Origin of the sequence: Acinetobacter sp. A2 (assembly GCF_012371325.1) — a bacterium.
Lineage (GTDB): Bacteria > Pseudomonadota > Gammaproteobacteria > Pseudomonadales > Moraxellaceae > Acinetobacter.
In genome coordinates this window covers 133,469-156,117 of record NZ_JAAZQX010000002.1, presented here as the reverse complement: position 1 = coordinate 156,117, position 22,649 = coordinate 133,469, and the positions used below count along the sequence as shown (strand labels likewise).

The window sequence follows — 22,649 nt, the reverse complement described above, 5'->3', positions numbered from 1 at the left end:
GACGAGAGAGGGGATGATGCCGTATATTGGTTTAGCGCTGATTTTATGTAATTTAATTTATTATATTATTTCCTCTTATTTTTAAGTGTTTGCTGTAATGAAAGTGATTTAGATAACAATAATATTTATAGTTGCACAAGACGTGCACAGTTTTAAAAAATTTGCTAGATAACATTTTATGCTTCAATCCTTTATAGTATGCGTGCTGAAAAAATGCAGGAAGACCCTCAGCTATGAATAATTCAACACCTCAACATGAGCCGTCATTGATTGAAGTCAATGAACTGAGCTTTAAGCGAGGGAAACGTGTCATTTTTGAAAATGTCAGTTTAAAAATTCGCCGTGGGCAAATTACGGCCATTATGGGACCTTCTGGTACAGGTAAAACCACATTATTACGCTTGATTGGTGGTCAACTGGCGCCCGATCATGGTGATATTTTACTGGATGGAAAAAACCTTGCAGATATGTCACGTCAGGAGTTGTTTGCTGCCCGGGCACGTATGGGCATGTTATTCCAAAGCGGCGCATTGTTTACCGATATGAGCGTGTATGAAAACGTGGCATTTCCATTGCGCGCGCATACTAAGTTACCAGAGCATTTAATTGCAGAACTGGTGGCGTTAAAACTCGAAGCTGTGGGTTTACGTGGTACAGAACAACTCATGCCTGCAGAATTATCGGGTGGGATGAACCGTCGTGTAGCCTTAGCACGTGCGATTGCTTTAGACCCTGAATTGATCATGTACGATGAGCCATTTGCAGGCCAAGACCCGATTGTAAAAGGTGTACTGACTCGTTTAATTCGTTCTTTACGTGAAGCGTTGGATTTAACCACTATTATTGTGTCGCATGATGTGGGTGAAACGCTGTCGATTGCTGACTACATTTATATTATTGCTGAAGGCGTGATTCAGGGCGAAGGTACACCTGCGGAATTACAACAGCATGAATCGGCATTTGTACGTCAGTTCTTAACAGGCGCTGCCGAAGGGCCTGTCGATTATCAATTTAGCCATCGGGCTTATTTAAGTGATGAGGTGCGTTCATGAATGCTATTGCCGCATTAGGTCAACGCGTCATTGAGCGTGTTCGTGGCATTGGTGTCGCCACCCAAATGTTGTTGCAAATCTTATTTTCCATGCCAACTTGGCTTGGGGTAAAACTGTTTGTTTACCAGATGTACCGTGTAGGCGTTATGTCCCTACTCATTATTGCGGTCTCGGGTTTATTCATTGGTTTGGTTTTAGGCTTACAAGGTTACTCCATTTTGGTCAATATTGGCTCGGAAGCCATGCTTGGTACCATGGTGTCTTTAACCTTGTTACGTGAACTCGCCCCTGTGGTTGCAGCATTGTTATTTGCAGGACGTGCAGGCTCTGCCTTAACCGCTGAAATTGGTCTGATGAAAGCTACAGAACAATTGGCCAGTATGGAAATGATTGGGGTAGACCCACTCAAGCGTATTGTATCGCCGCGTTTATGGGCGGGTATAGTTAGCCTGCCAATGCTATCCATTATTTTTGCTGCGATTGGCATTATGGGCGGCAAAATGGTTGGGGTAGATTTTCTGGGTGTAGATGAAGGTTCTTTCTGGGGTGGCATGCAAAGCAGCGTGCAATTCTATAAAGATATTTTTAATGGCACCATTATTAAAAGTTTTGTTTTTGCATTAATTTGTACCTGGATTGCAGTGTATCAGGGCTATGCCTGTGTGCCGACCTCAGAAGGCATTGCAACGTCGACCACGCGCACCGTGGTGTATTCTTCATTATGTGTTTTAGGTTTTGATTTTGTGTTGACTGCGGTCATGTTCGGAGGTGTTTAATGAAATCACGTACTAGTGAGCTGGCCGTAGGTGTTTTTGTCATTCTGACAGGCATTGCATTGTTTTTCTTGGCGATGAAAGTCAGTGGATTGGTCGGAACCAATTTACGTGACAGCTATAATATGACCGCAACGTTTGACAATGTGAATGGTTTAAAACCACGTGCTAAAGTCACCATGAGCGGTGTGACCATTGGGCGTGTGAATGACATCACCTTAGACCCTGTATCACGTTTGGCCACTGTTGAATTTGAGTTGGATGGTAAACTGACCAGTTTTAATGCTGAGCAATTAAAAACAGTGCAAAATTATGCAGTTGAAGAATTGCGTTACAGTGCTGAATACGAACAGGCAAGTCCTGAGCAACAAAAAGAAATGGAACAACAACTGTTGAGTAACATGAAATCCATCACCAGTATTGATGAAGATGCTTACATAATGGTTGCAACCAATGGTTTGTTGGGTGAGAAGTATCTCAAAGTTGTTCCAGGTGGTGGTTTGAACTTTGTGAAACGTGGCGAAAGCATTGCCAATACCCAAGGCACCATGGATTTAGAAGATTTAATCAGTAAGTTTATTACTGGCGGTGCAGCGAAAACATCCAATGCAGCGTCAGACACAGATACAGCGACAGCTGAAACAACAGATGCAGAAGTGTCATTTGTTGAGTAATTGAGGAGATTGTCCGTGAAAACACTTTTAAAGCAAACTCTGGCGGTAAGTGTGCTTTCTACCATGTTGGCAGGTACTGCATTTGCTGCACCCGCAGAAGCGCCACCAGCTTTTGTGAAAAAAGTTGCCGATAGCTTGATTACACGTTTAAAAGCAGATCATGCTAAATTGCAGAACAATCCAGCATTGGTGAAAACCATTGTGCGTCAGAACCTTGACCCGTATGTAGATGCGCAAGCATTTACCCGTATTGTGATGGGGACTTATGCAACCAACCAATACAGCTCAGCGGCACAACGTGCACAGTTTGAGAAAAACTTCCGTGAAACCTTAATTGAGAACTATGGTACAGCGTTTGCGAAATTCAGTAACCAAACCTACACCATGCGTCCTTATAAGGCGACCAACAGCAAGAACCCTGTAGTAACCATCGACTTTGTTCACAATGGTGAAAAAATTCCTGTGTCATTCCAGTTGGCAGATAAAGGCAGTCAATGGAAAATCCGTAACATCAACGTTTCGGGTATTGATCTAGGTTTGCAATTCCGTAACCAGTTTGCGGCAAACGTGAAGCGTAATGGTGGCAATATTGATAAAGCTATTGCAACCTTTAAGCCAGATGCAGAAGCTGCGGTTGAAAAGAAAAAATAGGTTAGGTGTGGCGTGATTGAATTATCAAATCAGGAATTATGCGTTTCTGGAAAAATAGATTTCAGTAATGCTGAGCAATATTACCAAAAAGGCATACAGTTGATTCGTCAACAGCAACTACCTTTGGTAGTGAATTTGGCAAATCTGGAACAAGGCAGCACTTTGGCTTTGGCTGTTTTGGTGCAATGGTTGCGTCAGACACCAGAAGCCAAAGGCTTACAGTTTAAAGCTGTTCCTGAAAAAATGATGAAAATCATTCAAGCGTGTCATTTGCAAGATGATTTAAAACTGATCGCCTAAAACTGAAACCACAAAAAAGCACCTACTTGTAAAGTGCTTTTTTTATTGCGTTAATTTCCTTTCTTTACTAAAGGGAGGTTATGAGTGGTTGCAAACCTCTCTAACCCGCTGCTAAAAGGAGAAGAAAAATTGCAAACCTCTCCCTAACCCTCTCCTAAAAGGAGAGGAAATATAAAAGGCATCAAATCCATTTTTTCCATCTGAAGTAAATCAATGGGCCAATAAAGAAACCAATTAAAATAACACTGACCACAATAAAACTGGTGGTACCTTTGGCAAAAGGTAATACATCCGTGTTCATGCCGTAGACACTGGCAACTAGCATTGGTGGCGCTAACATGCTTGGTAAAATCGAGAATCGACGAATGGTGTCGTTCTGTTCAGTGTTAATGAAGCCCGAAGTCGTGTCGAGTAAGAAGCGCACTTTTTGGAATAAGAAAGCATCGTGTTCGACCAGTGAGCGTACATCTTCACTGAGTTCTCGAATGTCTGCATCGTAAATATGACTGCCTAACGCACGTGGACGTGCCAAGAAGGTCAGGACACGACGTAAATCAATCAAACACAGTTGGGCTTTCCCAAGCATATCTTCTAATTGCGCCAGTCGGGTAATCATGTCATCGAGGTCTAAAATTTGCTCACGATGGCGGTTATTTAGGACTTCTGTGGAATACTTTTCTAAGTCCTTGTGGATATCTTCCAAGATATCCGCAAGCTCGTCTAACTTAGCCTCTAGCAAGCCTAGTAAGACCCAAGTCGGGTCTTTGTAGTCAATTTCGTAGTCATTGCGTCGTGCCCGTGCCCGAAAAGCACGAAAAGCCACTAATTTTTCACCTCGTAGGGTAAACAGGTGCTCTTTATGCAGAATAAAGGCAACCGTTTGTACTGTGGCTAAAATACTAGAATTGTCTTCAGTTTCGCCATCGACCTGATAGTTTTTATTTTTAGTTAAAAAATAGGTACTAATGTGTAAAATACCGTCATCATCACGGTAGAATCGGGCCGAAGATGAAATGTCTTCCAAAGACTTTAATGTGGGTAAATTTTGTGAGTATGCGTCCAGTACCCATTGCTGTTCTTCTTGTGAAGGGGCAATTAGGTCAATCCAGACCAGATCTGGGTGCAAATCGAAACCACCATTAATGGTGGCATCTTCCAGACTACCGCGCTCTGTGGCATAAAAGGCTTCAAGCATTCGTCTTTTCTCCTCGCGCAGTATGGGTTTTTGTGGATGGGTGTATTTTAGACAAGGATCTTACTAAATACACTGCTCAGAATGCTATTTTATTTAAAAATCTCCCTGAAGTTTAATTTTATGGCATGACAGCCAGATAACATGGTGAAAAAATGATTGCGTCAATTGCTGTTTTCTGTGGCTCTGCCCCAGGAAAAGATTCTGTTTTTGCTGAAAATGCACGAAAAGTGGGGGAAACACTGGCGTTGCAGGGCAAAACCTTGATTTACGGTGGTGGACGTTCAGGCTTAATGGGTGTGGTGGCAGACGGTGCTTTGCAGGCAGGTGGTCGAGTCATTGGTGTGATTCCAGAGAGTCTGGCAGAACATGAGCTGGCGCATCCGCATTTGACCGAATTACATATTGTAGAAAACATGCATGCCCGAAAAATTAAAATGTCAGAGTTGGCAGATGCCTTTGTGGCTTTACCTGGCGGGGCAGGCACTTTGGAAGAAATTTTTGAACAATGGACTTGGGCGCAGCTAGGAATTCATTTTAAACCGTGTGCTTTTTTTAATGTCGATGGTTTTTATGATGACTTGCTGAAATTTTTACAACTGACTACAGTCAAAGGTTTTACCCAGCCACGTTTTTGTGAAGCGTTGATTGTGTCTAATTGTTTTGAACAGATTTTACAGCAGTTTGAGCAGTACCGTGTTCCTGAAATGAAATGGGAAGTACCTGAACTGGAATGGTTGCAACAAGAGTTGACCAAGTAAGCACATGTATAAAACTCATCCTCACACCATTACTGTTGCGGCGGCGATTATTTTAAATGCTGAACAGCAGTTATTGGTGGTACGTAAACGGCATACCCATTGTTTTATGCAGGTGGGTGGCAAATTAGAACCCAATGAAGCACCTGAAACGACCATGTTGCGTGAAATCGCGGAAGAAATTGGCTGTCAGGCACAAATTCAACAATTCATTGGACGTTATGAAACCGCAACAGCCAATGAACCTGACAGCCGTTTAGTCAGTTATGTGTATTGGGTGCAGATTGATCAAGCACCTCAAATTGCTGCTGAAATTGCCGAAATGAAGTGGGTTGATTTAGATGATCAAGACACTTTGCTGGCACCTCTGACCCGTGAGGTGGTGATGCCTTGGTTAAAGCAACAATTCGCACACGGCAAATGCTTGTAAGGTTGTGTCTTTTAATTGTTGAATGGCGTCACTTTGAGGGTTAAAGCACTAGGTACTTTATTCAGCACTGGCCACACATGCCGCATTGACCTTATGACAGCCAAGATTAAGCAATTGCTGTTTCAGTGCGTGAATTGAGCTGCCTGTTGTGACCACATCATCTACAATTAAAACCCGACGATAACGAATTTTAGGCACAGTCTGAATTTGAAATTGCTGATGAATGTCTTCCAGACGCTCTAAGCGGCTTAAGCCTTTTTGTGCATGCTGTTGCAAGCGAGTCACAGGTTGCCAAATGGGCACATTTAGATGTTTAGCCAAAGACTTAGCCAGCACTAAAGATTGGTTATAGCCACGTTCGGCCAAGCGTGCAGTGGAAATAGGCATAGGCACAATTGCCTGAATTTTGTCATAGCGCAATTGCTGTAATGCACCTGCTAACAGCAGTTGGTACTGTAACTGTTGTTCATATTTGAATTGTTGAATCATGCGATTGATGGGATAAAGATAATCAAATGCGACTTGAATCTGCATTTCTTGTCGTTGAACAGGCTGACTGCGCCAAGGCAGTTGTTGCCAACAGATTTGACAGACCGCATGTTGCCATGGCGCATCTACATGACATAACTGACAGCGTTGTAGTGGCTTGAACAAGGCAAGCCCACGTTGTAATACAGTTAAATCCAGACGCATCGCATGATCCTGCATTTAAACATAGGCATAACGTGGTGCTTCAGGCAACCAGCGTTTCAATAAGGCTTCGGCATGTTCAGGATAATCTTTTAAAATTTGCTGTGCGACATGATGTGCCTGTACCAGCAAATGATCATCCCGTTCTAATTTAGCGACACGAAAGCCCATATCACCTGTTTGTTTGGTGCCCAGTAACTCACCAGGACCACGCAGCTCTAAATCTTTTTCTGCAATGATAAAACCGTCATTGGTTTCACGCATAATCCGTAGACGTTCCTGTCCATTTTGTGAGAGTGGGTTTTTATATAGCAGCGCACAGAAACTGGCTTTGGCACCACGTCCAACCCGTCCACGTAACTGATGTAGTTGTGAAAGCCCTAAGCGCTCGGCATTTTCAATCACCATAATGGAGGCATTAGGTACATCGACCCCGACTTCAATGACAGTGGTGGCAATCAGTAACTGCAATTGGTTGTCTTTAAATTGCTGCATCACCGCCTGCTTTTCATCGGCTTTCATTTTGCCGTGTACCAGTCCAATATTCAGCTCAGTAAAGCGCTCTTTAATTTCAGCAAAAGTGGCTTCAGCCGCTTGTGCATCCAAAGTTTCAGACTGTTCTACCAAAGTACAGACCCAGTAAGCTTGTTTGCCTTCGGCACAATTGCTGGCAATGCGCTGTAGAACTTCTTCACGCCGATCTAGCGGAATAGTCACAGTTTGAATAGGTGTGCGTCCTGGCGGCAGTTCATCTATGACAGAGGTATCTAAATCACCATAGGCAGACATCGCCAATGTTCGTGGAATAGGTGTTGCAGTCATGACCAATTGATGCGGTGTGGTGTGGTTGGCGCCTTTATTGCGTAAGGCCAAACGTTGATCGACCCCAAAACGGTGTTGTTCGTCAATAATCACCAAACCCAGTTTGGCAAATTGCACATTGTCCTGAAACAGCGCATGTGTACCAACGACTAAATTGGCACTGCCATCCTGAATGGCGAGTTCAGCTGCAGCGCGTGCCTTGCCTTTTTGTTTACCTGATAGCCATGCCACAGTTAAGCCAAGCGGCTCAAACCATTTTTTAAAGTTGAGATAATGTTGTTCTGCCAAAATTTCAGTTGGTGCCATCAGTGCAACTTGCCAGCCTTCTTCTAGGGCATGGCACGCAGCAACCGCAGCGACCAAGGTTTTACCTGCACCAACATCGCCCTGTACCAAGCGCAGCATGGGTTTATTACGCTGCAGGTCTTGCATAATTTCATGTGAAACCCGTTGCTGTGCGCCTGTCATTTGAAAGGGCATGCTACTGAGTAAAGCAGGTGCCAGTTTTTGACTAGGGGAAAATGCAGGCGAGGCAATTTGCTGAATATAGGCGCGGCGGGTCAGTAAGCTGACTTGATGTGCTACCAGTTCTTCAAAAATCAGGCGTTGCTGTGCAGGATGTGAGCCTTGCGCCAATTGCAGCATATTGGCATCGGTAGGCGGATGATGAATATAGTCCAATGCCTGCTTGAGCGCATAGCCATTGGTCATTTTTTCTGGCAGTAGCTCGGGTAAATCATCACTATGTTGTGCCAAAGCTTGTTTGACGTATTCGCGTAATTTGGCCTGAGTCAGACCATCAGTACTTGGGTAAATTGCAGTCAGTTGGGTTTTAGGCAGAGGAGTATGTTCGGTAATCAGTTGCAGTTCGGGATGGTACATTTCCAAACCACGTGCACCCACCCGTACTTCACCAAACACTCTTAAACGGTTGCCATGTTTGGCGCGGTCAGTAATACCTTTATAAATATGATAAAAACGCAAAGTGATTTTGCCAAATTCATCTTCTAAATTGACCGCCATCGACTTGCGTTTGCCAGGAGGGAAATCCACCCCTTTAACCACACCTTCGAGTAAATAGCTGCGCCCCACACTCAATTGGTTCATGGGGATGATCGTGCTACGATCTTCATAATCACGCGGTAGATGAAACAGTAAGTCATCTGTGGTGAAAATATTTAGTTTTTCGAGTAATGCAGCAGAGGCAGAGCCTACCCCTTGCAACTGATGGACTGCAGCCATGTCCCCTCAACTTCAAATGCTATGATTAGGTGCTGAATGCATATTCTATTTATTGGTTATGGTAAAACATCGCAGCGTGTTGCAAAACAACTATTTACGCTCGGTCATCAAATTACCACAATTAGCCGCAGTCCGAAAACAGATCCTGATATGACGCATCTTGTTCAGGAGATTCATCAGCTCGATTTATCACATATTCAACCTATTGATGCTGTTTATGTACTGCTTGCACCATCACGAAATACGGCTTTGAGTCCTGTAGCGGCGTATCAACACACTTATGTAGATTCTGTGCAGCCGATTGCAGCTGCCTTAAAAGCTCATCCTGTAAAACGAATCACTGTGGTGTCCTCTACACGAGTCTATGGCGACAATGCAGGTGAATGTATAGATGATGATACGGTGCCTAATCCGAGTGATGCACAAGGGCAAATATTGTTGCAAATGGAGCAATTGTGGCAACAGGCTTACCCTGAACAATGTGTGATTGTGCGCCCTTCAGGTATTTATGGTACTTCGGTTGCACGAATGCTCAAACTTGTGGGAAGCACGCAAAGTTACCCCAATATACATTGGTCAAATCGGATTCATATTGATGATTTGGCAAGCTTCTTGGCAGATTTACTTCACGTGGTACATCCTGCAAAATCATATATCTGTAGCAATAATCAGCCACAGCCTTTGCATGAAATCATTTTAAAACTTCAGCGTGCATGTGCTTTAGCTGAGTTGGTGCTGGAAAGTGAGCAGGAAACGGGGAAAAGGATTTTTGCTACGCGGATGGAGGAAACTGGATTTCAGTTAGAGCATGCAGATTGCTTTGAGGATTATGCAAAGTTATTCGCTGCAATAGAATAATAAAAATTCCTTCTCTTGCGCCATATAGGGTGCAAGAGAAGGAACTTTAAAAACTATTTCTTTTTACGTTTCAAGCGTTTTTTCGCTTGCTGTGCAGCCAGTGCATCTAAGGCTTCACGCAACTCTTCATCACTGAAGGTGGTGATGTGTTGTAACATTTGCAAAGTCACATCATCTAAAACCAAGTTGGCATATTGTGCGACGTTTTTAAAGTTGTCGTCAAACACAATCGCATTGTCACTATTGGTACTGATATAACCCTGTTGCGTCAGCACTTTGATAAAGCTTTGGAATAAGGCTTTGTCAAAGAATTCAGGCGAGTTAAATTCATACAGCACCGACAAACGCTGACCGACCAAGTGGCTCAATTCTTCGACCTGACGTGCAGAAATATTGCCTGAACCACGTTGTGTGATTAAAGCCAAGGTCATGTAATAGCGCTCCAAACTCTGCATCACAGGTGCAGCCAAGACCACCAGTTGGTTATGATCTTCACTGTTTGGTGCAGGAGAAATTAAATTGCCTTCTGCATCTTCAGAAATTAATTTGGCCTGAATTAGAGCTTCTACATACGCACAAATTTTTTCTTTAAGCTCTTGATCTTGCCATTTTAAGAACAATTCAGCTTTCAAGAATGGATATAAAGTACGAATGACATTGATGAGATCGCCACGACGAATCGAACCGTTGTGTTCTACCAACGCCGCAATTAATGATGGCAAAACAAAGGCATGCAAAATGTTGTTGCGGAAGTAGGTGAGCAGTACCGCCTGATTATCTGCAATTGCAATAATATCACCCAATACGTGCTGTACGCGTTTAATCAGTTTGAGCTTTAAGCCGTAGGCAATAATTTCTTTGCCTGACAATGGAGTGACTTGGGTGCGCTCATCATAAGGCAGGGCAGTGAGCAGCTTACGGTAAGTATCTAACTGCTTCTCGCAAATTTCTTCATCTAGCGTGTGTTTTGGTGTCGCCAGTAAAATTAAAGACAGCAATGAGACAGGGTTGATTACCGCAGCACGGTTAATGTTTTCTAAAATCGCATGTGCTGATGTGTTTACCGCATCTGAAACTTGTGGCGGAATTGGATCATCATTTTTTTCAATGCTGATGTGTTCTGCATCGTGTTGTTTTAGTACGTCATCTAAAAACACAGGTTCGCCAAAATTGACATGCACCTTGCCAAAAATCCGTTCAATCTTTCGCATGGTTTTTAAAATGCCCATTAGCGATTCAGATTCTTTTGGCTTGCCTTGCATTTCGCCCACATAGGTTGAGCCTTCCATCAGGCGTTCATAACCAATATAGGTTGGTACAAAAGCAATCGGTTTAGCACGACCACGTAAGTGACTATGAATGGTCATGGCCAACATGCCTGTTTTAGGTGGCAACAAACGGCCTGTGCGTGAACGTCCACCTTCAATAAAGTATTCGAGCGGCGTATTGCGTGACAAAATACTAAACAAATATTCTTTAAAGACAGTGGTATATAAACCATTGCCACGGAAGGTACGACGAATAAAGAACGCACCGCCTCCACGAAGCAATTGCCCGACAAATGGCATATTTAGGTTGTCACCTGCCGCAATGTACGGCACCATCATGCCTCGTTTGTAAATCACATAAGACAGCAACAAATAGTCGATATGACTACGGTGACATGGGGTATAGATAATTTCATAATCTTTGGCCAGTTCGCGCACGGTGCTGAAATTATGCACTTCTACGCCATCGTATAATTGTGTCCATAAGCGGGTCAGTGCCATATCGGCAAAACGTACTGCTGCATGCGAGTAGTCCGACACAATTTCGTTCAGATAACCAATCGCACGACGCTCAGCTTCAATCACGCTAATTTTACTGCGTAGACTTTCACGACGGATGGCATCTTGCACATCGGGAGACTTGATCAGGCTGAGCATGACATTGCGACGGTCAGACAAGTCTGGACCAAGTACGACTTCACGCTGCCCATCTAAATAATTATTTAGGGTGTTGACAATAAAGGTCGCAGGCGACAGGTTGGGATGCTCGGTTTTGGCATGTTCAATCAAAGCACGTAAAGATTGCGGCTCATGAAACTCCAAATAAGACTGACGACCATGTACCCCAATATTCATCAATTGTTTGACTGTACCTGGGGTTGCCCATGTATCGGTAAACAGCAATTTAAACCATGAATCTTCTTTGTCGGGAGAGCGTCCCCACAACACGGTTACAGGCACCAACTCAATATCAATTTCTGGGTGCTGTTCTAATTGTTCAATTAAACGCAGCAAGCGTGGTGGGAAAGCATAAGGTGGTGGATTGAGTAGGTTATTTTCATCGTGATGCTGTAAAAACAGAATCGAGGCTTTTTCCTTATGTGAACCCATCACTAAAGGATCCAGCGCAGGGCTGAGTTTTAAACGACGTGTTTCACCATCAACGACCAAGGCATTACTGCGAGAGTGGTTCTGCAATACATAACAGGTGATGGTAGTACGTGAGGTATCTGAGTCTGCATTTGCTGCATCCTTGACAGGGACTTCACCCAGAACATGCGGTGTCACCACAAGGTCAAGCAGCTTGCCTGAAAGCTGACGATACATTTGACCAAAACCACGCTTGGACATACTCACTCCTACTTCATCACCCAAGTCCCTAGCTGGTAGGGAATTTATTTTGCGCCATTGTATCTAATAATGGCACAGCATTTTTAGATAATTTGCATGAATATTGTTAGATTTTATCGTTAAAAATCGTCTTTTTAGCAAAATAAACGTAATTCAGGGTGACACAAGGGTCAGTCTTAGATGAGTAAAATACTCAGAATTTATGGCAAAATAGCGCTAAGATTTTACGGTTCAGTTTCTGAATCGATTTCGCTGCAACATCCCGCCGCTTGGCCATAAATAAGGTTAGTCATGAACGCACTTACGCAAGAATTGGTTGAACTTCTTCGTTTAGAAAAGTTGGAAGAAAATATCTATCGAGGCATTAGCCGCAACTTGGTAGGCAAGCGCGTCTTTGGTGGGCAGGTTTTAGGACAGGCTTTGCGTGCTGCTTCTTATACTACAGATCGTCCTGCGCACTCCTTACATGCTTATTTCTTGTTTGGTGGAGATGTCAACGCACCCATTATTTATGAGGTTGACCGCTTACGAGATGGTAAAAGTTTTTCTAGCCGTCAGGTGCGTGCCATTCAGCATGGACGTACTATTTTTACGGCAATAGTGTCGTTTGCGCCATTGGAAGAAGGCTTGAACTATCAAATTTCAGAGCCGAATTATCCCGCCGCTGAACTTTTAAAAAATGAAGCTGAATTAAAACAGCATATTGTTGAATTTGTACCTGAAAACGTTCGCGCCAGTTTTATGCGTGATCGTCATGTTGAAATTCGTCCAATTAACCCGAGCAATCCTTTTTTACCCCAGCCTGAAGCGCCTGTTTATGCGCACTACATTCGCACACATGATGCGATTGCACCAGAAGTGGATGAAGTTTCTTTACATCAGGCCATTGCCGCATTTTATTCAGACTTCACTTTAATGACGACGGCACTGCGTCCACATGGTTTAAGTTATTTATCGCCAAGTTTGCAGTGTGCCAGTATTGACCATGCCATGTATTTCCATAAGCCATTCCGTGTAGATGACTGGATGTTATATGACATGGATGCGACCATTAGCAGCAGTTCGCGTGGTTTGAACTTTGGGCGCATGTGGCAAAATGGTGAATTGGTGTGTAGCACCAGCCAAGAAGGTCTGATTCGTTTACGTGAAATTGAAACTCAATAATACATTTTGAGTGAAATTTACCTTAATTGGCCGACTGTCATGCAGTCGGTTTTTTATTGCTTATATAATTGCGTTTGGGCTGTGCTCAAAAATATTTCTCGATTCAACCCACGCTGCATGGCATAGTCCACACATCACATTAAAAAATTAAACAGCGTATGAGCCTCAATACACAAATATTCATTGCCGCAATTTTGGGTGTGGTGTTTGGTTTTATACTGAATTTATTTCCTGATACCGCATTTTTTTCTGCCAGTTTGTATGGCATAGGCATTGTGAGCAGTATTTTTATCGGCTTACTGAAAATGCTGTTAATCCCGCTTATTTTTAGCTCGATTGTGGTCGGGGTATCGAATTTACAAGCCGTGGGGCAGTTAAGTCGAGTCTGGAAAATTACTTTGGCATGTTGTGTTACCACTACTACGCTGGCTTTAATTCTAGGTTTGGCCTGTGCGCATTTATTCGCTGTCGGCAAAGGTGTAGATATTGTAATGTTTCAGGATGCGATGGCGCAGCATCAAACTCCAGATACGCTTACACCTTCTTCTTTTTTTACCAACTTCATTCAAAACACCTTAATCAATCCATTTAAAGCTTTTGCTGAAGGCAATGTTTTGGCGGTGGTGATTTTTGCCTTGTTGGTGGGTGTGGCGTTGGTTAAAGGCGGTGAGCACTTTAAAACGGTACGTAAACTCAGCCAGCAATTTTTTGAAATTATGATGTTGATGATTGGCTGGGTAATGAAACTGGCACCATTTGGTATTTTTGCCTTATTGGCCAAGTTGGTTGCCACTGAAGATATTTCGGTGCTTAGCCGTTTGGCAGAGTTTGCCGCCGTTGTGACAGGTACCACCATTTTTCATGGTGCGGTGGTGTTGCCTTTGCTGTTATGGGTTTTTGGCAAGATGGATCCGATCACCTTTTTTAAAGGTACACGTGCGGCGCTGATCACTGCTTTTGCCACTAGTTCCAGTTCGGCCACCATGCCGCTGTCTATGAAATGTACACAGGAAAATTTAGGTGTACGGCCGCAAACAGCAGGCTTTGTGATTCCGCTAGGTACACAATTAAATATGGATGGAACGGCCTTGTATGAGGCAGCTGCAGCACTGTTTATTGCCAACTTAATGGGGCTGGATTTAAGTTTAGGGCAGCAACTGATTGTCTGTGCGACGGCCATGATTGCCTCACTCGGTGCGCCAGGTATTCCTAGTGCAGGAATGGTGACCATGATTATGGTATTGCAGTCGGTTGGTTTGCCCGCAGAAGCGATTGCAATTTTATTGCCCATAGATCGTTTACTAGATACCGTGCGTACCGTGGTGAATGTGCAGGGCGATATGATGATCAGTGTGGTGGTCGATCGGCATACCCGTGAAGACCCTGCATTAAATTCTTAAATACTGTGCTTCAAGCAATATTTCACTTCAGGGACGTATTTTTAGTGAAAGGTTTATTCCCAGCAAGGGCTATAAACGACTTCCCAAATATGACCATCTAAGTCCTGAAAATAGCCTGCATAGCCACCGTAAAAGGTGCTCTGTGCAGGTTTTAAAATTTTTGCACCTGCATTTTGCGCTTGCTTTAATACCTGATCTACTTCAAGTGGGCTATGTAAATTATGGCCCAAAGTGATTTGTGCTGTGCCTTGTTCGGCAGGGGCGAAGCCAATGTCCTGCTGTAAGCTGTGTTTAGACCATAACGCCAGTTTTAGCCCCGCTTGCAGTTCAAAAAATACCACAGCACCTTGTTCAAATTCCTGACCAATAATGCCTTCAGTGGCAAGCCCTAGACCGTCACGGTAGAACTCAAGAGCACGTTGTAAATCTTCTACCGCAAGGGTAATGACTGAAATATGTGCCCGCATGTTTGATCTCCTTATCTACTGTAATTGTTATTACTTTGACAGTAGGGTATTTCTTTATGCGTTGTAAAGTGCAACTTTGGTGGTGTAAGAAATGGCACTGACAGGCGTGAGGGAAAGCACAAATAAAAATGTCCTATTCGATATTGCACGAATAGGACTTTATTTTATAAAGCACTAGTCAGGGTTTTAATGGATTATTTGATTTCTGCATCAGATGTGGTTGGATCGTTAGCTTCTACAGCTACACACTGATCAACATCAACATCAACATCAACATCAACATCAACATCAACATCAACATCAACATCAACATCATCGCCAGTGGCTTCTGGAATGCTGTCTAAATCAAAGTGATGTGCTTGCTCTAAAGTAAAGTTTAAGCGTCCACCCATCACACTGGCCAATTCTTCTAAACCTTGTTTGTTTAGTGAAGAGAACAGTTGAATGGAGAAATCCAATTTCATTTTTTTCAGCTGTTGTTTTACTTCAAGCAATGCTTTGTTGGCAGGGCCACGGTTGAGCTTGTCTGATTTGGTGAGGAGTACATGCACGAATAATTTACGTGAATATGCCCATTCCAGCATCATGACATCAAAGTGTTGTAAAGGATGGCGAATGTCCATAAGTAACACCAAGCCTTGTAAGCTTTTGCGGTGAATCAGATAATTTTCCAATTCTTTTTGCCACACAATTTTCATGGCTTCAGGTACAGCTGCATAACCATAACCGGGCAAATCGACTAGACGTTGATCAGGGTTGCCCAAACTAAAGAAGTTGATCATTTGGGTACGACCAGGTCTTTTAGAGGCACGAGCCAATTGCTTTTGATTGGTTAAGGCATTAATTGCACTAGATTTACCTGCATTGGAACGACCTGCAAAGGCAATTTCATAGCCTGTATCTTCCACGCAGAGGTTGAGTTTAGGTGCACTCATTAAGAACTCAGCTTTCCGCAACCAGTTCAGGGCGCGAACAGAGTACTCAGTAATGGCTGGATCAACTTTTTTCTCGTAGCTGATTTTTTGCCGTGGCTGTGCCGCTGCCTTACTGTTTTTCGATTTTCCTCTGCTGTGGTGCATAACTTAACTTCAATTCATGGTCTACAAACAGGCATTATAAAGCAAGTCATACAGGCAAGCGAACTTTGCGAATTGAAAGCTCTAAAAAAGCGAGTAGGTTTGCTTAATATCAGTGATTACCTTTTAGAGGTGAATCAGCGGAATAGGGGATTGGGTGCTGAGTTGTATATTTTGAGTGGGTTGTAGTACTTCGCCTAGGCTGTATTGGTCTAGGCTTTGGTAAAACTGTTCCATTGCCCGATTCAATATGCCTTTGAGTCCACACTGTGAGCGGAGTACGCACGGTGGGGTGTTACATTCTACAATCTGGTTTTCCCCTTGTAGAACTCTGACCACATAACCTAAACGTAACGGGATTGCATCGGGATGCAGGCGAATCCCACCGCCTTTACCACGAGTGGTAATCAACCAGCCCTGCTTGCCCATAAAGTGGACAATTTTAACCAAATGGTTTTGGGAAACATGCAAATCCTGTGCAATTTCCGCAATGGTATAGGGTACATCTCGTGGTCGTGAGATATACATTAAAATACGCAGTGCATAGTCGGTGAATTTATTTAATTGCATGATCGCACAGATGTTTTTTCAAAAAATGAAGAAATTAAGGCTAGTCTAGCATAACCAGACTAGCCTTACCTATCTGCTTTTTAATGCTTTGGATTAGTGGCGCACACCACCTGTACCAAATGCTTCGCTATGGATTTGCTCATCTTTAATACCACGAGCAAGCAAGGCTTTACGTTGTTCTGCCATAAATGGCATTGGGCCGCAAAGGTAGAAGTCTGCATCTGCTGGTAATAGTGCTGCATCTACTGTGCTTAAATCTAGGCGACCTGCAACATCATAATCTTGACCTAATACATCACCTTCGTTCGGGAATTCATAGGCTGTTAAGGTATGAATGCGCGGATATTTAGCAGCGATGTCTTGTAGGTGCTGTTTCATTGCATGGACTTGTTTGCTGCGGCATGCATGAATAAAGCTTACAGGTTGCGGTACATCCAAAGTCACCAATTGGTTCAGCATGGCAATCATTGGCGTTAGGCCTACACCACCACTAATAAAGACATTACGTTTGTTGCTGTCAATTAAGTAGAAGTTACCTGTTGGTGCAGACACTTCAACTTCAGCGCCTTCTGGTAAGCCATGAAGTGTGTTCGATACCCAACCTGCTACTTGATCTGCGCCATTGCCTGGTTCACGTTTGACTGAAATACGTAAATAGTCAGCTTGTGGGCTAGTTGAAAGCGTATATTGACGTGGCTGTTTCAAGCCAAGTTCTTCTACAAACACACGTACCGAAATATATTGACCTGCTTCGTAATTTGGTAAATCGCCACCATCTACTGGCTCGAAGTAAATAGAGGTGATTTCGTCACTTTCTACCACTTTCTTGGCAATTTTAAAGTTGCGCCAGCCTAACCAGCTACCTTTAGTTTGTTGATGCTGTTCGTAGATTGCACGTTCCGCATTAATAAATACCTCAGCCAATTGACCGTAGGCTGCTGCCCAAGCATCAATCAGTGGATCTTCCATCGAAATATTCAACACTTCACTAATAGAATGCAGCAGGTTTTCGCCCACAATATTATAGTCAGGTGCTTGAATGTTTAAGCTCACGTGTTTGTGGGCAATCAGCTCAATGACAGGAGCAAGTACAGATGGATCTTCAATATTTTCAGCATAAGCCAATACAGCACCTGCAAGCGCTTGAGCCTGCGCACCACTACGTTGGTGACCCATGTTAAAGGTTTCTTTTAGATCAGGATTATTCCCCAACATGCGATTATAGAAATAACCTGTGAGTGCGACACCATTTTCACGCAGTACAGGAACAGTTGCTTTTACAAGGTCAATTTGCTGTGGAGTCATGTTCGATCTCTCATGGCTGTTATTTATAAGATGTATTTAAAATATATCTTATAAATAAGGATTGCAACCAATTTTTGGAAAAACCTTAAAAAAATTATGTATTATAAAAATATCCCATAATTTTTAAAGTTTTTATGGAGTTTGTAGATGTGACAGCGAGAGGTTTTTAAGTGTTCATTCAGGTTTTGGGTGGTGCATCCATGAATGAAATTTATACAAACCTCATCGTTTATAACATGCTATTTCTTACCAAATAATGACCCTAACAAACCTCGTACAATTTTCTGCCCAGTAGAACCGCCTAAGCTACGTGCTGCACTTTTGGCAAAGGTTCCCACAATATCCTGAGTCAGTTTTTCACGCTGTTTGGCAGCGCGTTCTGCTTCTTTTTGCTGTTCACGGGCCAAGCGTTCCTGTTCACGTGCCTGCTGTTTTGCCAAGGCTTCTGTTTCTTTGGCTTCTTGTTTGGCACGTGCCTCGGCTTCTTTTGCTTCAATTTTGGCTTGCTCTTCCGCTGCAGCTTGTTGCTGTCGTTGTTCAACTTTTTGTTGCAACATCTCGTAGGCACTTTCACGGTCGAGCTGCTTTTCATACACGCCTGCAATCACGCTTTGATTGATGCAGGCTGTACGTTCTTCAGTGCTAATTGGGCTAAAAGCAGAGTAAGGCGGCATAATCCAAGCACGCTCTACGACTTGCGGTGTGCCTTGTTCATCCAAGCAGCTAATCAGGGCTTCGCCAACCGCCAGTTCGGTAATGGCTTGTTCAACTTTAAATTCAGGGTTGGCACGGAAAGTATCTGCAGCGGTTTTCACTGCTTTTTGATCTTTAGGTGTGAAAGCACGTAAAGCATGTTGTACACGGTTACCCAACTGCCCCAACACGCTTTCAGGGAGGTCTAGCGGGTTCTGGGTCACAAAATAAATCCCGACACCTTTAGAGCGAATCAGGCGTACTACTTGCTCGATTTTTTCTTGCAGGGCTTTGCTGGCATTGTCAAATAACAAGTGTGCTTCATCAAAAAAGAACACCAGTTTTGGCTTGTCCATATCGCCCACTTCAGGCAATTGCTCAAACAGTTCTGACAACATCCACAATAAAAAAGTGGCGTAAAGTTTAGGGGTGTTCATGAGTTTGTCGGCTGCGAGCACGTTAATATTGCCACGTCCCTGACTATCGGTCTGAATAAAATCCAGAATATCTAAACTCGGTTCACCAAAAAACTGATCACCACCCTGATCTGCCAAAGCCAGTAAGTTGCGCTGAATCGCGCCTAAACTGGCAGGAGAGAGGTTGCCATACTCTGCCTTAAACTCGCTGGCATGTTCGCTAACATAGGTCAGCATGGCTTTTAAATCTTTAAAATCAATCAGTAATAAGCCCTGATCATCGGCAATACGAAATACTGCAGATAAAACACCTTCTTGCGTGTCATTCAAGTTCAGCATTTGCGCCAATAATAATGGGCCAATTTCAGAAATGGTGGTGCGAATCGGGTGGCCTTGTTCGGCAAATAAGTCCCAAAACACCACAGGTGATGCCGCAAATGGAATGCTTTCAATGCCTAAGCTTTGAATACGTGCTTCAAACTTAGGACTGCTGCTACCTGCTTTGGCAAGGCTAGATACATCACCTTTAGCATCGGCCAAAAATACAGGCACGCCAATGCGGGAAAAGTTTTCTGCCAAGACTTTAAGCGTGACAGTTTTACCTGTACCTGTTGCCCCTGCAATTAAACCATGGCGGTTGGCAAATTGAGAATGTAAAACCACATCTTGTTGAACATCGGCAGTTTTTTTAGCAATGACGATGGCTGTACTCATATTTTATCCTTAATCTGTCACTATTATTAAAATTGAAAGTATTGACGTCAGACCTAATTTTTAGGGATTGGGCAAATGCTGTAAGGCTTGCTGAATATCTTGAATTAAATCTGCAGGATGCTCCAAGCCTATACAGAAGCGAACCAAAATACCTTGGCCCAAATGCGTATGCTCAAGGTGGCGCATCGGTTTTAAATCGTACAACATGACCAAGCTAAGCGGGCCACCCCAACTAAACCCTAGTTTAAATAAAGATAATCCATCACAGAATTGACGTACAGCGGCTAAATCATATTCAGGTTTAAAAATGACACTGACCAAGCCTGCGCTGTGTCCTGCACGGCAAATTTCTTTCCAGTATGTATGACCAGCAGATGTAGCATCGGCAGGGTGCAAAACCTGTGCGAACTGCGGTTGTAATTTTAACCAGTTCAGCAATTCAAAACAGCTTTGTGCTTGATGTTCATAGCGTAGTTGCATAGATGCCAGACTGCGCTGAACTTGTGCAACATCATCGCCCGATACACAAATGCCTTGAATTGCATGCATACGGAATAATTGATGATGCAAATGCTGATCGCGTGTCACCACCGACCCCATTAAAATATCGCCACCACCACTTGGGTATTTGGTCAAGGCATGCACGCTGATATCGACACTTAAATGTTCATCACCAAAGTCGAAAGCATTAAATGCTAAGCCCGCACCCCAGGTATTATCTAAAGCGGTGAGGATATTCTGTGCCTTGGCTTTTTTGACTAAAGCGGTGAGGTCAGGAAACTCCAGTGTGACGGAGCCTGCTGCTTCCAGCCAAATGAGTTTGGCTTTTTCAGAGGGTTGAAAGCTTGTGGCATCAATCGGGTTATACACCTGAACTGTAATGCCGTAACGCTGCTCTAAATTACGCAAATGCTCCATGTTAGGGCCGTAAATATTGTCGGCCACCCAAACTTCATCGCCATAACTTAAAAAACAGGAATTAACTAAGTTGATTGCAGACAGGCCGCTAGGCGCCAGTAAGCAATATTGCCCGCCTTCTATTTGTGCAATCTGATCACCAAGTGTAAAGGTGGTGGGTGTGCCATGTGTACCATAACTATAGTCATAAGCATCGGTCCAATGGCGGTTGAATAAGGCATTGGTATTTTCAAAAATAATGGTCGATGCACGAAATAGGGGAGGTTGTACACTTGAAATATATTGTGGGGCACGTCTTGGTGCATGAATTAAAGCAGTTTGAGCATTTTTTTTCACAGGTTCACTCAGGTAAATCAGTCTGTATTGGCTTTAGCTTAAGAGAAACACAGACTTTAGGCTATAAAAAAGCGGAACTGTTTAAAAATACAACATGACTGTTGAAGTTGGCGCTATTTTTGCAGAAGCTCAGGGGTAGATATGAGAAAGGATGAGTAAAATGCAAGCGCCATTAAGAGTGCATTATTTTCAGCACATTGCTGGAGAAGGGTTCGGAAGTTGCTATTCCTATTTAAAGCAGATGCAGGCACAAATCAGTGCAACAGAATTTTTTGCCTTGCCGCCTGAACAAAATATCGAAATTGAAGCCTTGCCACAGGTAGAAGATGTCGATTTGTTGATTGTGATGGGCGGCGCCATGAGTGTAAACGATGAGGCCAATTTCCCATGGTTGAAAATAGAAAAACGCTGGATTCGTCGCTATTTGTCTCTGGGTAAGCCTGCAATTGGTTTGTGTCTGGGTGGGCAATTAATTGCTAATGCACTTGGCGCAGCAGTCAGTCGTAATCCTGAACAAGAACGTGGTTGGCATGATGTGTATAAGGTCAGTGATGTACCTGCTTCCTGTTTTGAGCTGCCTGATCAAATTAAGGTGATGCAATGGCATGGCGAAACCTTTGAATTACCAAAAGGTGCTATACGCTTAGCTACCAACCCCGTTTGTACCAATCAGCTTTATCAAATAGGCAACCATGTCCTCGGTTTTCAGTTCCATCCTGAAATCACCCCACAGGTACTACAATTGTTTTTAGATAATGATGCTGAGAAAAATATCTTTGCAGGAACTTATGTACAAGCGGCTGCTGAATTGAAACGTAGTACAAGTCGTCAGTTTCAGCCGGGTAATCAATTGCTAAACCAAGCAATTGATTATTTACTCGCACAAACAAGCACTTGAAAGCAAATGGTTGTAATTGATCCATTATATAATTGGTAGAACATGAAAAATAAAGCAATAAAGGCTAAAAGGGATTTGCTTATGCATTAAACAATCGTTATAATGGGCGACCCTTTATGCAAGGGGGTTAACTGCGAAGAAAGTAGTTAACATCGTGACAGTCGTGGCATCGATCATGACCTTAGTGATAATTCACTGCCTTTGACACTTGCCTTAAATTAGTGGGGTGAGATGCGTCAAGGGTGATTCTTTATATATTTGGCTTGGAGTTAACTGGTATGTCTAACCAGAGAATTCGTATCCGTTTGAAGTCTTTTGATCACCGTCTGATTGATCAATCTGCTCAAGAAATCGTAGAAACCGCTAAGCGTACTGGCGCACAAGTGTGTGGTCCAATCCCGATGCCAACTCGCATCGAACGCTTCAACGTTTTAACATCACCACACGTAAACAAAGATGCGCGTGACCAGTACGAAATTCGTACTTATAAGCGTTTGATCGACATCGTTCAACCTACAGATAAAACTGTTGATGCGTTGATGAAATTAGATCTAGCAGCTGGTGTTGATGTTCAGATTGCATTGGGTTAAGGCTTTCGGTTAATTAACACTCTAAGTTAATTAGGCCGCTTT

The 22,649-nt window shown here is 43.3% G+C and carries 22 protein-coding genes; 12 read left to right on the top strand and 10 right to left on the bottom strand.

Features of this window, described 5'->3' with window-relative positions; genetic code table 11:
- Window positions 1-233: 233 nt before the first annotated feature.
- Genes HHA43_RS01800 through HHA43_RS01780 form a run of 5 tightly spaced genes read left to right on the top strand, consistent with a single transcriptional unit; the run spans window position 234 to window position 3,450 of the window.
- Window positions 234-1,052: an ABC transporter ATP-binding protein gene (locus HHA43_RS01800; RefSeq protein WP_168419185.1), complete on the top strand. Its 819-nt coding sequence runs from the start codon at window positions 234-236 to the stop codon at window positions 1,050-1,052.
- Window positions 1,049-1,828 (top strand): lipid asymmetry maintenance ABC transporter permease subunit MlaE, encoded by a 780-nt coding sequence (gene mlaE, locus HHA43_RS01795; RefSeq protein WP_168419184.1) that lies wholly within the window; start codon window positions 1,049-1,051, stop codon window positions 1,826-1,828. The genes HHA43_RS01800 and mlaE overlap by 4 nt, the downstream gene beginning before the upstream one ends.
- Window positions 1,828-2,499 carry an outer membrane lipid asymmetry maintenance protein MlaD gene (locus HHA43_RS01790; protein WP_168419183.1) on the top strand — a complete coding sequence of 224 codons (672 nt, stop codon included), beginning with the start codon at window positions 1,828-1,830 and terminating at the stop codon, window positions 2,497-2,499. The genes mlaE and HHA43_RS01790 overlap by 1 nt, the downstream gene beginning before the upstream one ends.
- A gap of 15 nt (window positions 2,500-2,514) precedes the next feature.
- Window positions 2,515-3,150, top strand: a complete 636-nt coding sequence (locus tag HHA43_RS01785) for an MlaC/ttg2D family ABC transporter substrate-binding protein (RefSeq protein WP_178318815.1) — start codon at window positions 2,515-2,517, stop codon at window positions 3,148-3,150.
- Window positions 3,151-3,162: 12 nt separating this feature from the next.
- On the top strand, window positions 3,163-3,450 hold the full coding sequence (locus HHA43_RS01780; protein WP_168419182.1) for an STAS domain-containing protein: 288 nt from the start codon (window positions 3,163-3,165) through the stop codon (window positions 3,448-3,450).
- A gap of 181 nt (window positions 3,451-3,631) precedes the next feature.
- On the opposite strand, the gene HHA43_RS01775 is transcribed toward HHA43_RS01780, so the two are convergent.
- Window positions 3,632-4,645: a magnesium and cobalt transport protein CorA gene (locus tag HHA43_RS01775; RefSeq protein WP_168419484.1), complete on the bottom strand. Its 1,014-nt coding sequence runs from the start codon at window positions 4,643-4,645 to the stop codon at window positions 3,632-3,634.
- Window positions 4,646-4,797: 152 nt separating this feature from the next.
- Between HHA43_RS01775 and HHA43_RS01770 the strand changes: the two genes are divergently transcribed.
- Both HHA43_RS01770 and HHA43_RS01765 read left to right on the top strand, forming a co-directional pair.
- The gene (locus tag HHA43_RS01770) at window positions 4,798-5,403 is read left to right on the top strand and encodes a TIGR00730 family Rossman fold protein (protein WP_168419483.1); all 606 of its coding nucleotides are present in this window, start codon (window positions 4,798-4,800) and stop codon (window positions 5,401-5,403) included.
- A 4-nt stretch (window positions 5,404-5,407) separates the two neighbouring features.
- Window positions 5,408-5,830, top strand: coding sequence for an NUDIX hydrolase (locus HHA43_RS01765; RefSeq protein WP_168526739.1), 423 nt, complete (start codon window positions 5,408-5,410; stop codon window positions 5,828-5,830).
- A gap of 57 nt (window positions 5,831-5,887) precedes the next feature.
- Here the strand turns inward: HHA43_RS01765 and HHA43_RS01760 are convergent, their stop codons facing one another.
- Together HHA43_RS01760 and recG are read right to left on the bottom strand one after the other, a co-directional pair.
- Window positions 5,888-6,523: a ComF family protein gene (locus HHA43_RS01760; protein WP_168526741.1), complete on the bottom strand. Its 636-nt coding sequence runs from the start codon at window positions 6,521-6,523 to the stop codon at window positions 5,888-5,890.
- Between the two features lie 15 nt (window positions 6,524-6,538).
- The gene (recG, locus tag HHA43_RS01755; RefSeq protein WP_168541565.1) at window positions 6,539-8,584 is read right to left on the bottom strand and encodes an ATP-dependent DNA helicase RecG; all 2,046 of its coding nucleotides are present in this window, start codon (window positions 8,582-8,584) and stop codon (window positions 6,539-6,541) included.
- Between the two features lie 36 nt (window positions 8,585-8,620).
- On the opposite strand from recG, the gene HHA43_RS01750 reads away from it, so the two are divergent.
- Window positions 8,621-9,442, top strand: coding sequence for an NAD-dependent epimerase/dehydratase family protein (locus tag HHA43_RS01750; protein ID WP_168526746.1), 822 nt, complete (start codon window positions 8,621-8,623; stop codon window positions 9,440-9,442).
- Between the two features lie 53 nt (window positions 9,443-9,495).
- On the opposite strand, the gene plsB is transcribed toward HHA43_RS01750, so the two are convergent.
- A complete protein-coding gene (gene plsB / locus HHA43_RS01745; protein ID WP_168419478.1) occupies window positions 9,496-12,060 on the bottom strand; it encodes a glycerol-3-phosphate 1-O-acyltransferase PlsB in 2,565 nt (854 codons plus the stop codon).
- A 291-nt stretch (window positions 12,061-12,351) separates the two neighbouring features.
- Between plsB and HHA43_RS01740 the strand changes: the two genes are divergently transcribed.
- Together HHA43_RS01740 and HHA43_RS01735 are read left to right on the top strand one after the other, a co-directional pair.
- The gene (locus HHA43_RS01740; RefSeq protein WP_168459971.1) at window positions 12,352-13,224 is read left to right on the top strand and encodes an acyl-CoA thioesterase; all 873 of its coding nucleotides are present in this window, start codon (window positions 12,352-12,354) and stop codon (window positions 13,222-13,224) included.
- A 158-nt stretch (window positions 13,225-13,382) separates the two neighbouring features.
- Window positions 13,383-14,624 (top strand): dicarboxylate/amino acid:cation symporter, encoded by a 1,242-nt coding sequence (locus tag HHA43_RS01735; RefSeq protein ID WP_168459972.1) that lies wholly within the window; start codon window positions 13,383-13,385, stop codon window positions 14,622-14,624.
- A gap of 53 nt (window positions 14,625-14,677) precedes the next feature.
- On the opposite strand, the gene HHA43_RS01730 is transcribed toward HHA43_RS01735, so the two are convergent.
- The 6 genes from HHA43_RS01730 to HHA43_RS01705 all read right to left on the bottom strand — a co-directional run bounded on the left by HHA43_RS01730 (window position 14,678) and on the right by HHA43_RS01705 (window position 21,119).
- On the bottom strand, window positions 14,678-15,091 hold the full coding sequence (locus HHA43_RS01730; protein WP_168541563.1) for a VOC family protein: 414 nt from the start codon (window positions 15,089-15,091) through the stop codon (window positions 14,678-14,680).
- 194 nt (window positions 15,092-15,285) lie between these two features.
- The gene (yihA, locus tag HHA43_RS01725; RefSeq protein WP_168541561.1) at window positions 15,286-16,170 is read right to left on the bottom strand and encodes a ribosome biogenesis GTP-binding protein YihA/YsxC; all 885 of its coding nucleotides are present in this window, start codon (window positions 16,168-16,170) and stop codon (window positions 15,286-15,288) included.
- Window positions 16,171-16,293: 123 nt separating this feature from the next.
- A complete protein-coding gene (locus HHA43_RS01720) occupies window positions 16,294-16,737 on the bottom strand; it encodes an RrF2 family transcriptional regulator (RefSeq protein ID WP_168459975.1) in 444 nt (147 codons plus the stop codon).
- A 93-nt stretch (window positions 16,738-16,830) separates the two neighbouring features.
- Window positions 16,831-18,042 (bottom strand): NO-inducible flavohemoprotein, encoded by a 1,212-nt coding sequence (hmpA, locus tag HHA43_RS01715; RefSeq protein ID WP_168418784.1) that lies wholly within the window; start codon window positions 18,040-18,042, stop codon window positions 16,831-16,833.
- Between the two features lie 239 nt (window positions 18,043-18,281).
- Entirely contained in the window at window positions 18,282-19,865 is a 1,584-nt protein-coding gene (locus HHA43_RS01710; RefSeq protein WP_168525589.1) for a helicase HerA-like domain-containing protein, read from the bottom strand.
- A 60-nt stretch (window positions 19,866-19,925) separates the two neighbouring features.
- Window positions 19,926-21,119 (bottom strand): PLP-dependent transferase, encoded by a 1,194-nt coding sequence (locus HHA43_RS01705; RefSeq protein ID WP_168541559.1) that lies wholly within the window; start codon window positions 21,117-21,119, stop codon window positions 19,926-19,928.
- Between the two features lie 160 nt (window positions 21,120-21,279).
- On the opposite strand from HHA43_RS01705, the gene HHA43_RS01700 reads away from it, so the two are divergent.
- Both HHA43_RS01700 and rpsJ read left to right on the top strand, forming a co-directional pair.
- On the top strand, window positions 21,280-22,017 hold the full coding sequence (locus tag HHA43_RS01700; RefSeq protein ID WP_168418788.1) for a type 1 glutamine amidotransferase: 738 nt from the start codon (window positions 21,280-21,282) through the stop codon (window positions 22,015-22,017).
- 278 nt (window positions 22,018-22,295) lie between these two features.
- Entirely contained in the window at window positions 22,296-22,607 is a 312-nt protein-coding gene (gene rpsJ, locus HHA43_RS01695; protein WP_000070912.1) for a 30S ribosomal protein S10, read from the top strand.
- Window positions 22,608-22,649: the final 42 nt, after the last annotated feature.

Bases quoted from the DNA above. Each gene is read 5' to 3' on its own strand.
- HHA43_RS01720 (WP_168459975.1), bottom strand. From the start codon at position 16,737: ATGCAATTAAATAAATTCACCGACTATGCACTGCGTATTTTAATGTAT.
- HHA43_RS01775 (WP_168419484.1), bottom strand. From the start codon at position 4,645: ATGCTTGAAGCCTTTTATGCCACAGAGCGCGGTAGTCTGGAAGATGCC.
- HHA43_RS01770 (WP_168419483.1), top strand. From the start codon at position 4,798: ATGATTGCGTCAATTGCTGTTTTCTGTGGCTCTGCCCCAGGAAAAGAT.
- recG (WP_168541565.1), bottom strand. From the start codon at position 8,584: ATGGCTGCAGTCCATCAGTTGCAAGGGGTAGGCTCTGCCTCTGCTGCA.
- HHA43_RS01790 (WP_168419183.1), top strand. From the start codon at position 1,828: ATGAAATCACGTACTAGTGAGCTGGCCGTAGGTGTTTTTGTCATTCTG.
- HHA43_RS01710 (WP_168525589.1), bottom strand. From the start codon at position 19,865: ATGAGTACAGCCATCGTCATTGCTAAAAAAACTGCCGATGTTCAACAA.
- HHA43_RS01750 (WP_168526746.1), top strand. From the start codon at position 8,621: ATGCATATTCTATTTATTGGTTATGGTAAAACATCGCAGCGTGTTGCA.
- HHA43_RS01730 (WP_168541563.1), bottom strand. From the start codon at position 15,091: ATGCGGGCACATATTTCAGTCATTACCCTTGCGGTAGAAGATTTACAA.
- HHA43_RS01740 (WP_168459971.1), top strand. From the start codon at position 12,352: ATGAACGCACTTACGCAAGAATTGGTTGAACTTCTTCGTTTAGAAAAG.
- rpsJ (WP_000070912.1), top strand. From the start codon at position 22,296: ATGTCTAACCAGAGAATTCGTATCCGTTTGAAGTCTTTTGATCACCGT.
- HHA43_RS01700 (WP_168418788.1), top strand. From the start codon at position 21,280: ATGCAAGCGCCATTAAGAGTGCATTATTTTCAGCACATTGCTGGAGAA.
- HHA43_RS01800 (WP_168419185.1), top strand. From the start codon at position 234: ATGAATAATTCAACACCTCAACATGAGCCGTCATTGATTGAAGTCAAT.
- HHA43_RS01765 (WP_168526739.1), top strand. From the start codon at position 5,408: ATGTATAAAACTCATCCTCACACCATTACTGTTGCGGCGGCGATTATT.
- HHA43_RS01735 (WP_168459972.1), top strand. From the start codon at position 13,383: ATGAGCCTCAATACACAAATATTCATTGCCGCAATTTTGGGTGTGGTG.
- yihA (WP_168541561.1), bottom strand. From the start codon at position 16,170: ATGCACCACAGCAGAGGAAAATCGAAAAACAGTAAGGCAGCGGCACAG.
- plsB (WP_168419478.1), bottom strand. From the start codon at position 12,060: ATGTCCAAGCGTGGTTTTGGTCAAATGTATCGTCAGCTTTCAGGCAAG.
- hmpA (WP_168418784.1), bottom strand. From the start codon at position 18,042: ATGACTCCACAGCAAATTGACCTTGTAAAAGCAACTGTTCCTGTACTG.
- HHA43_RS01760 (WP_168526741.1), bottom strand. From the start codon at position 6,523: ATGCGTCTGGATTTAACTGTATTACAACGTGGGCTTGCCTTGTTCAAG.
- mlaE (WP_168419184.1), top strand. From the start codon at position 1,049: ATGAATGCTATTGCCGCATTAGGTCAACGCGTCATTGAGCGTGTTCGT.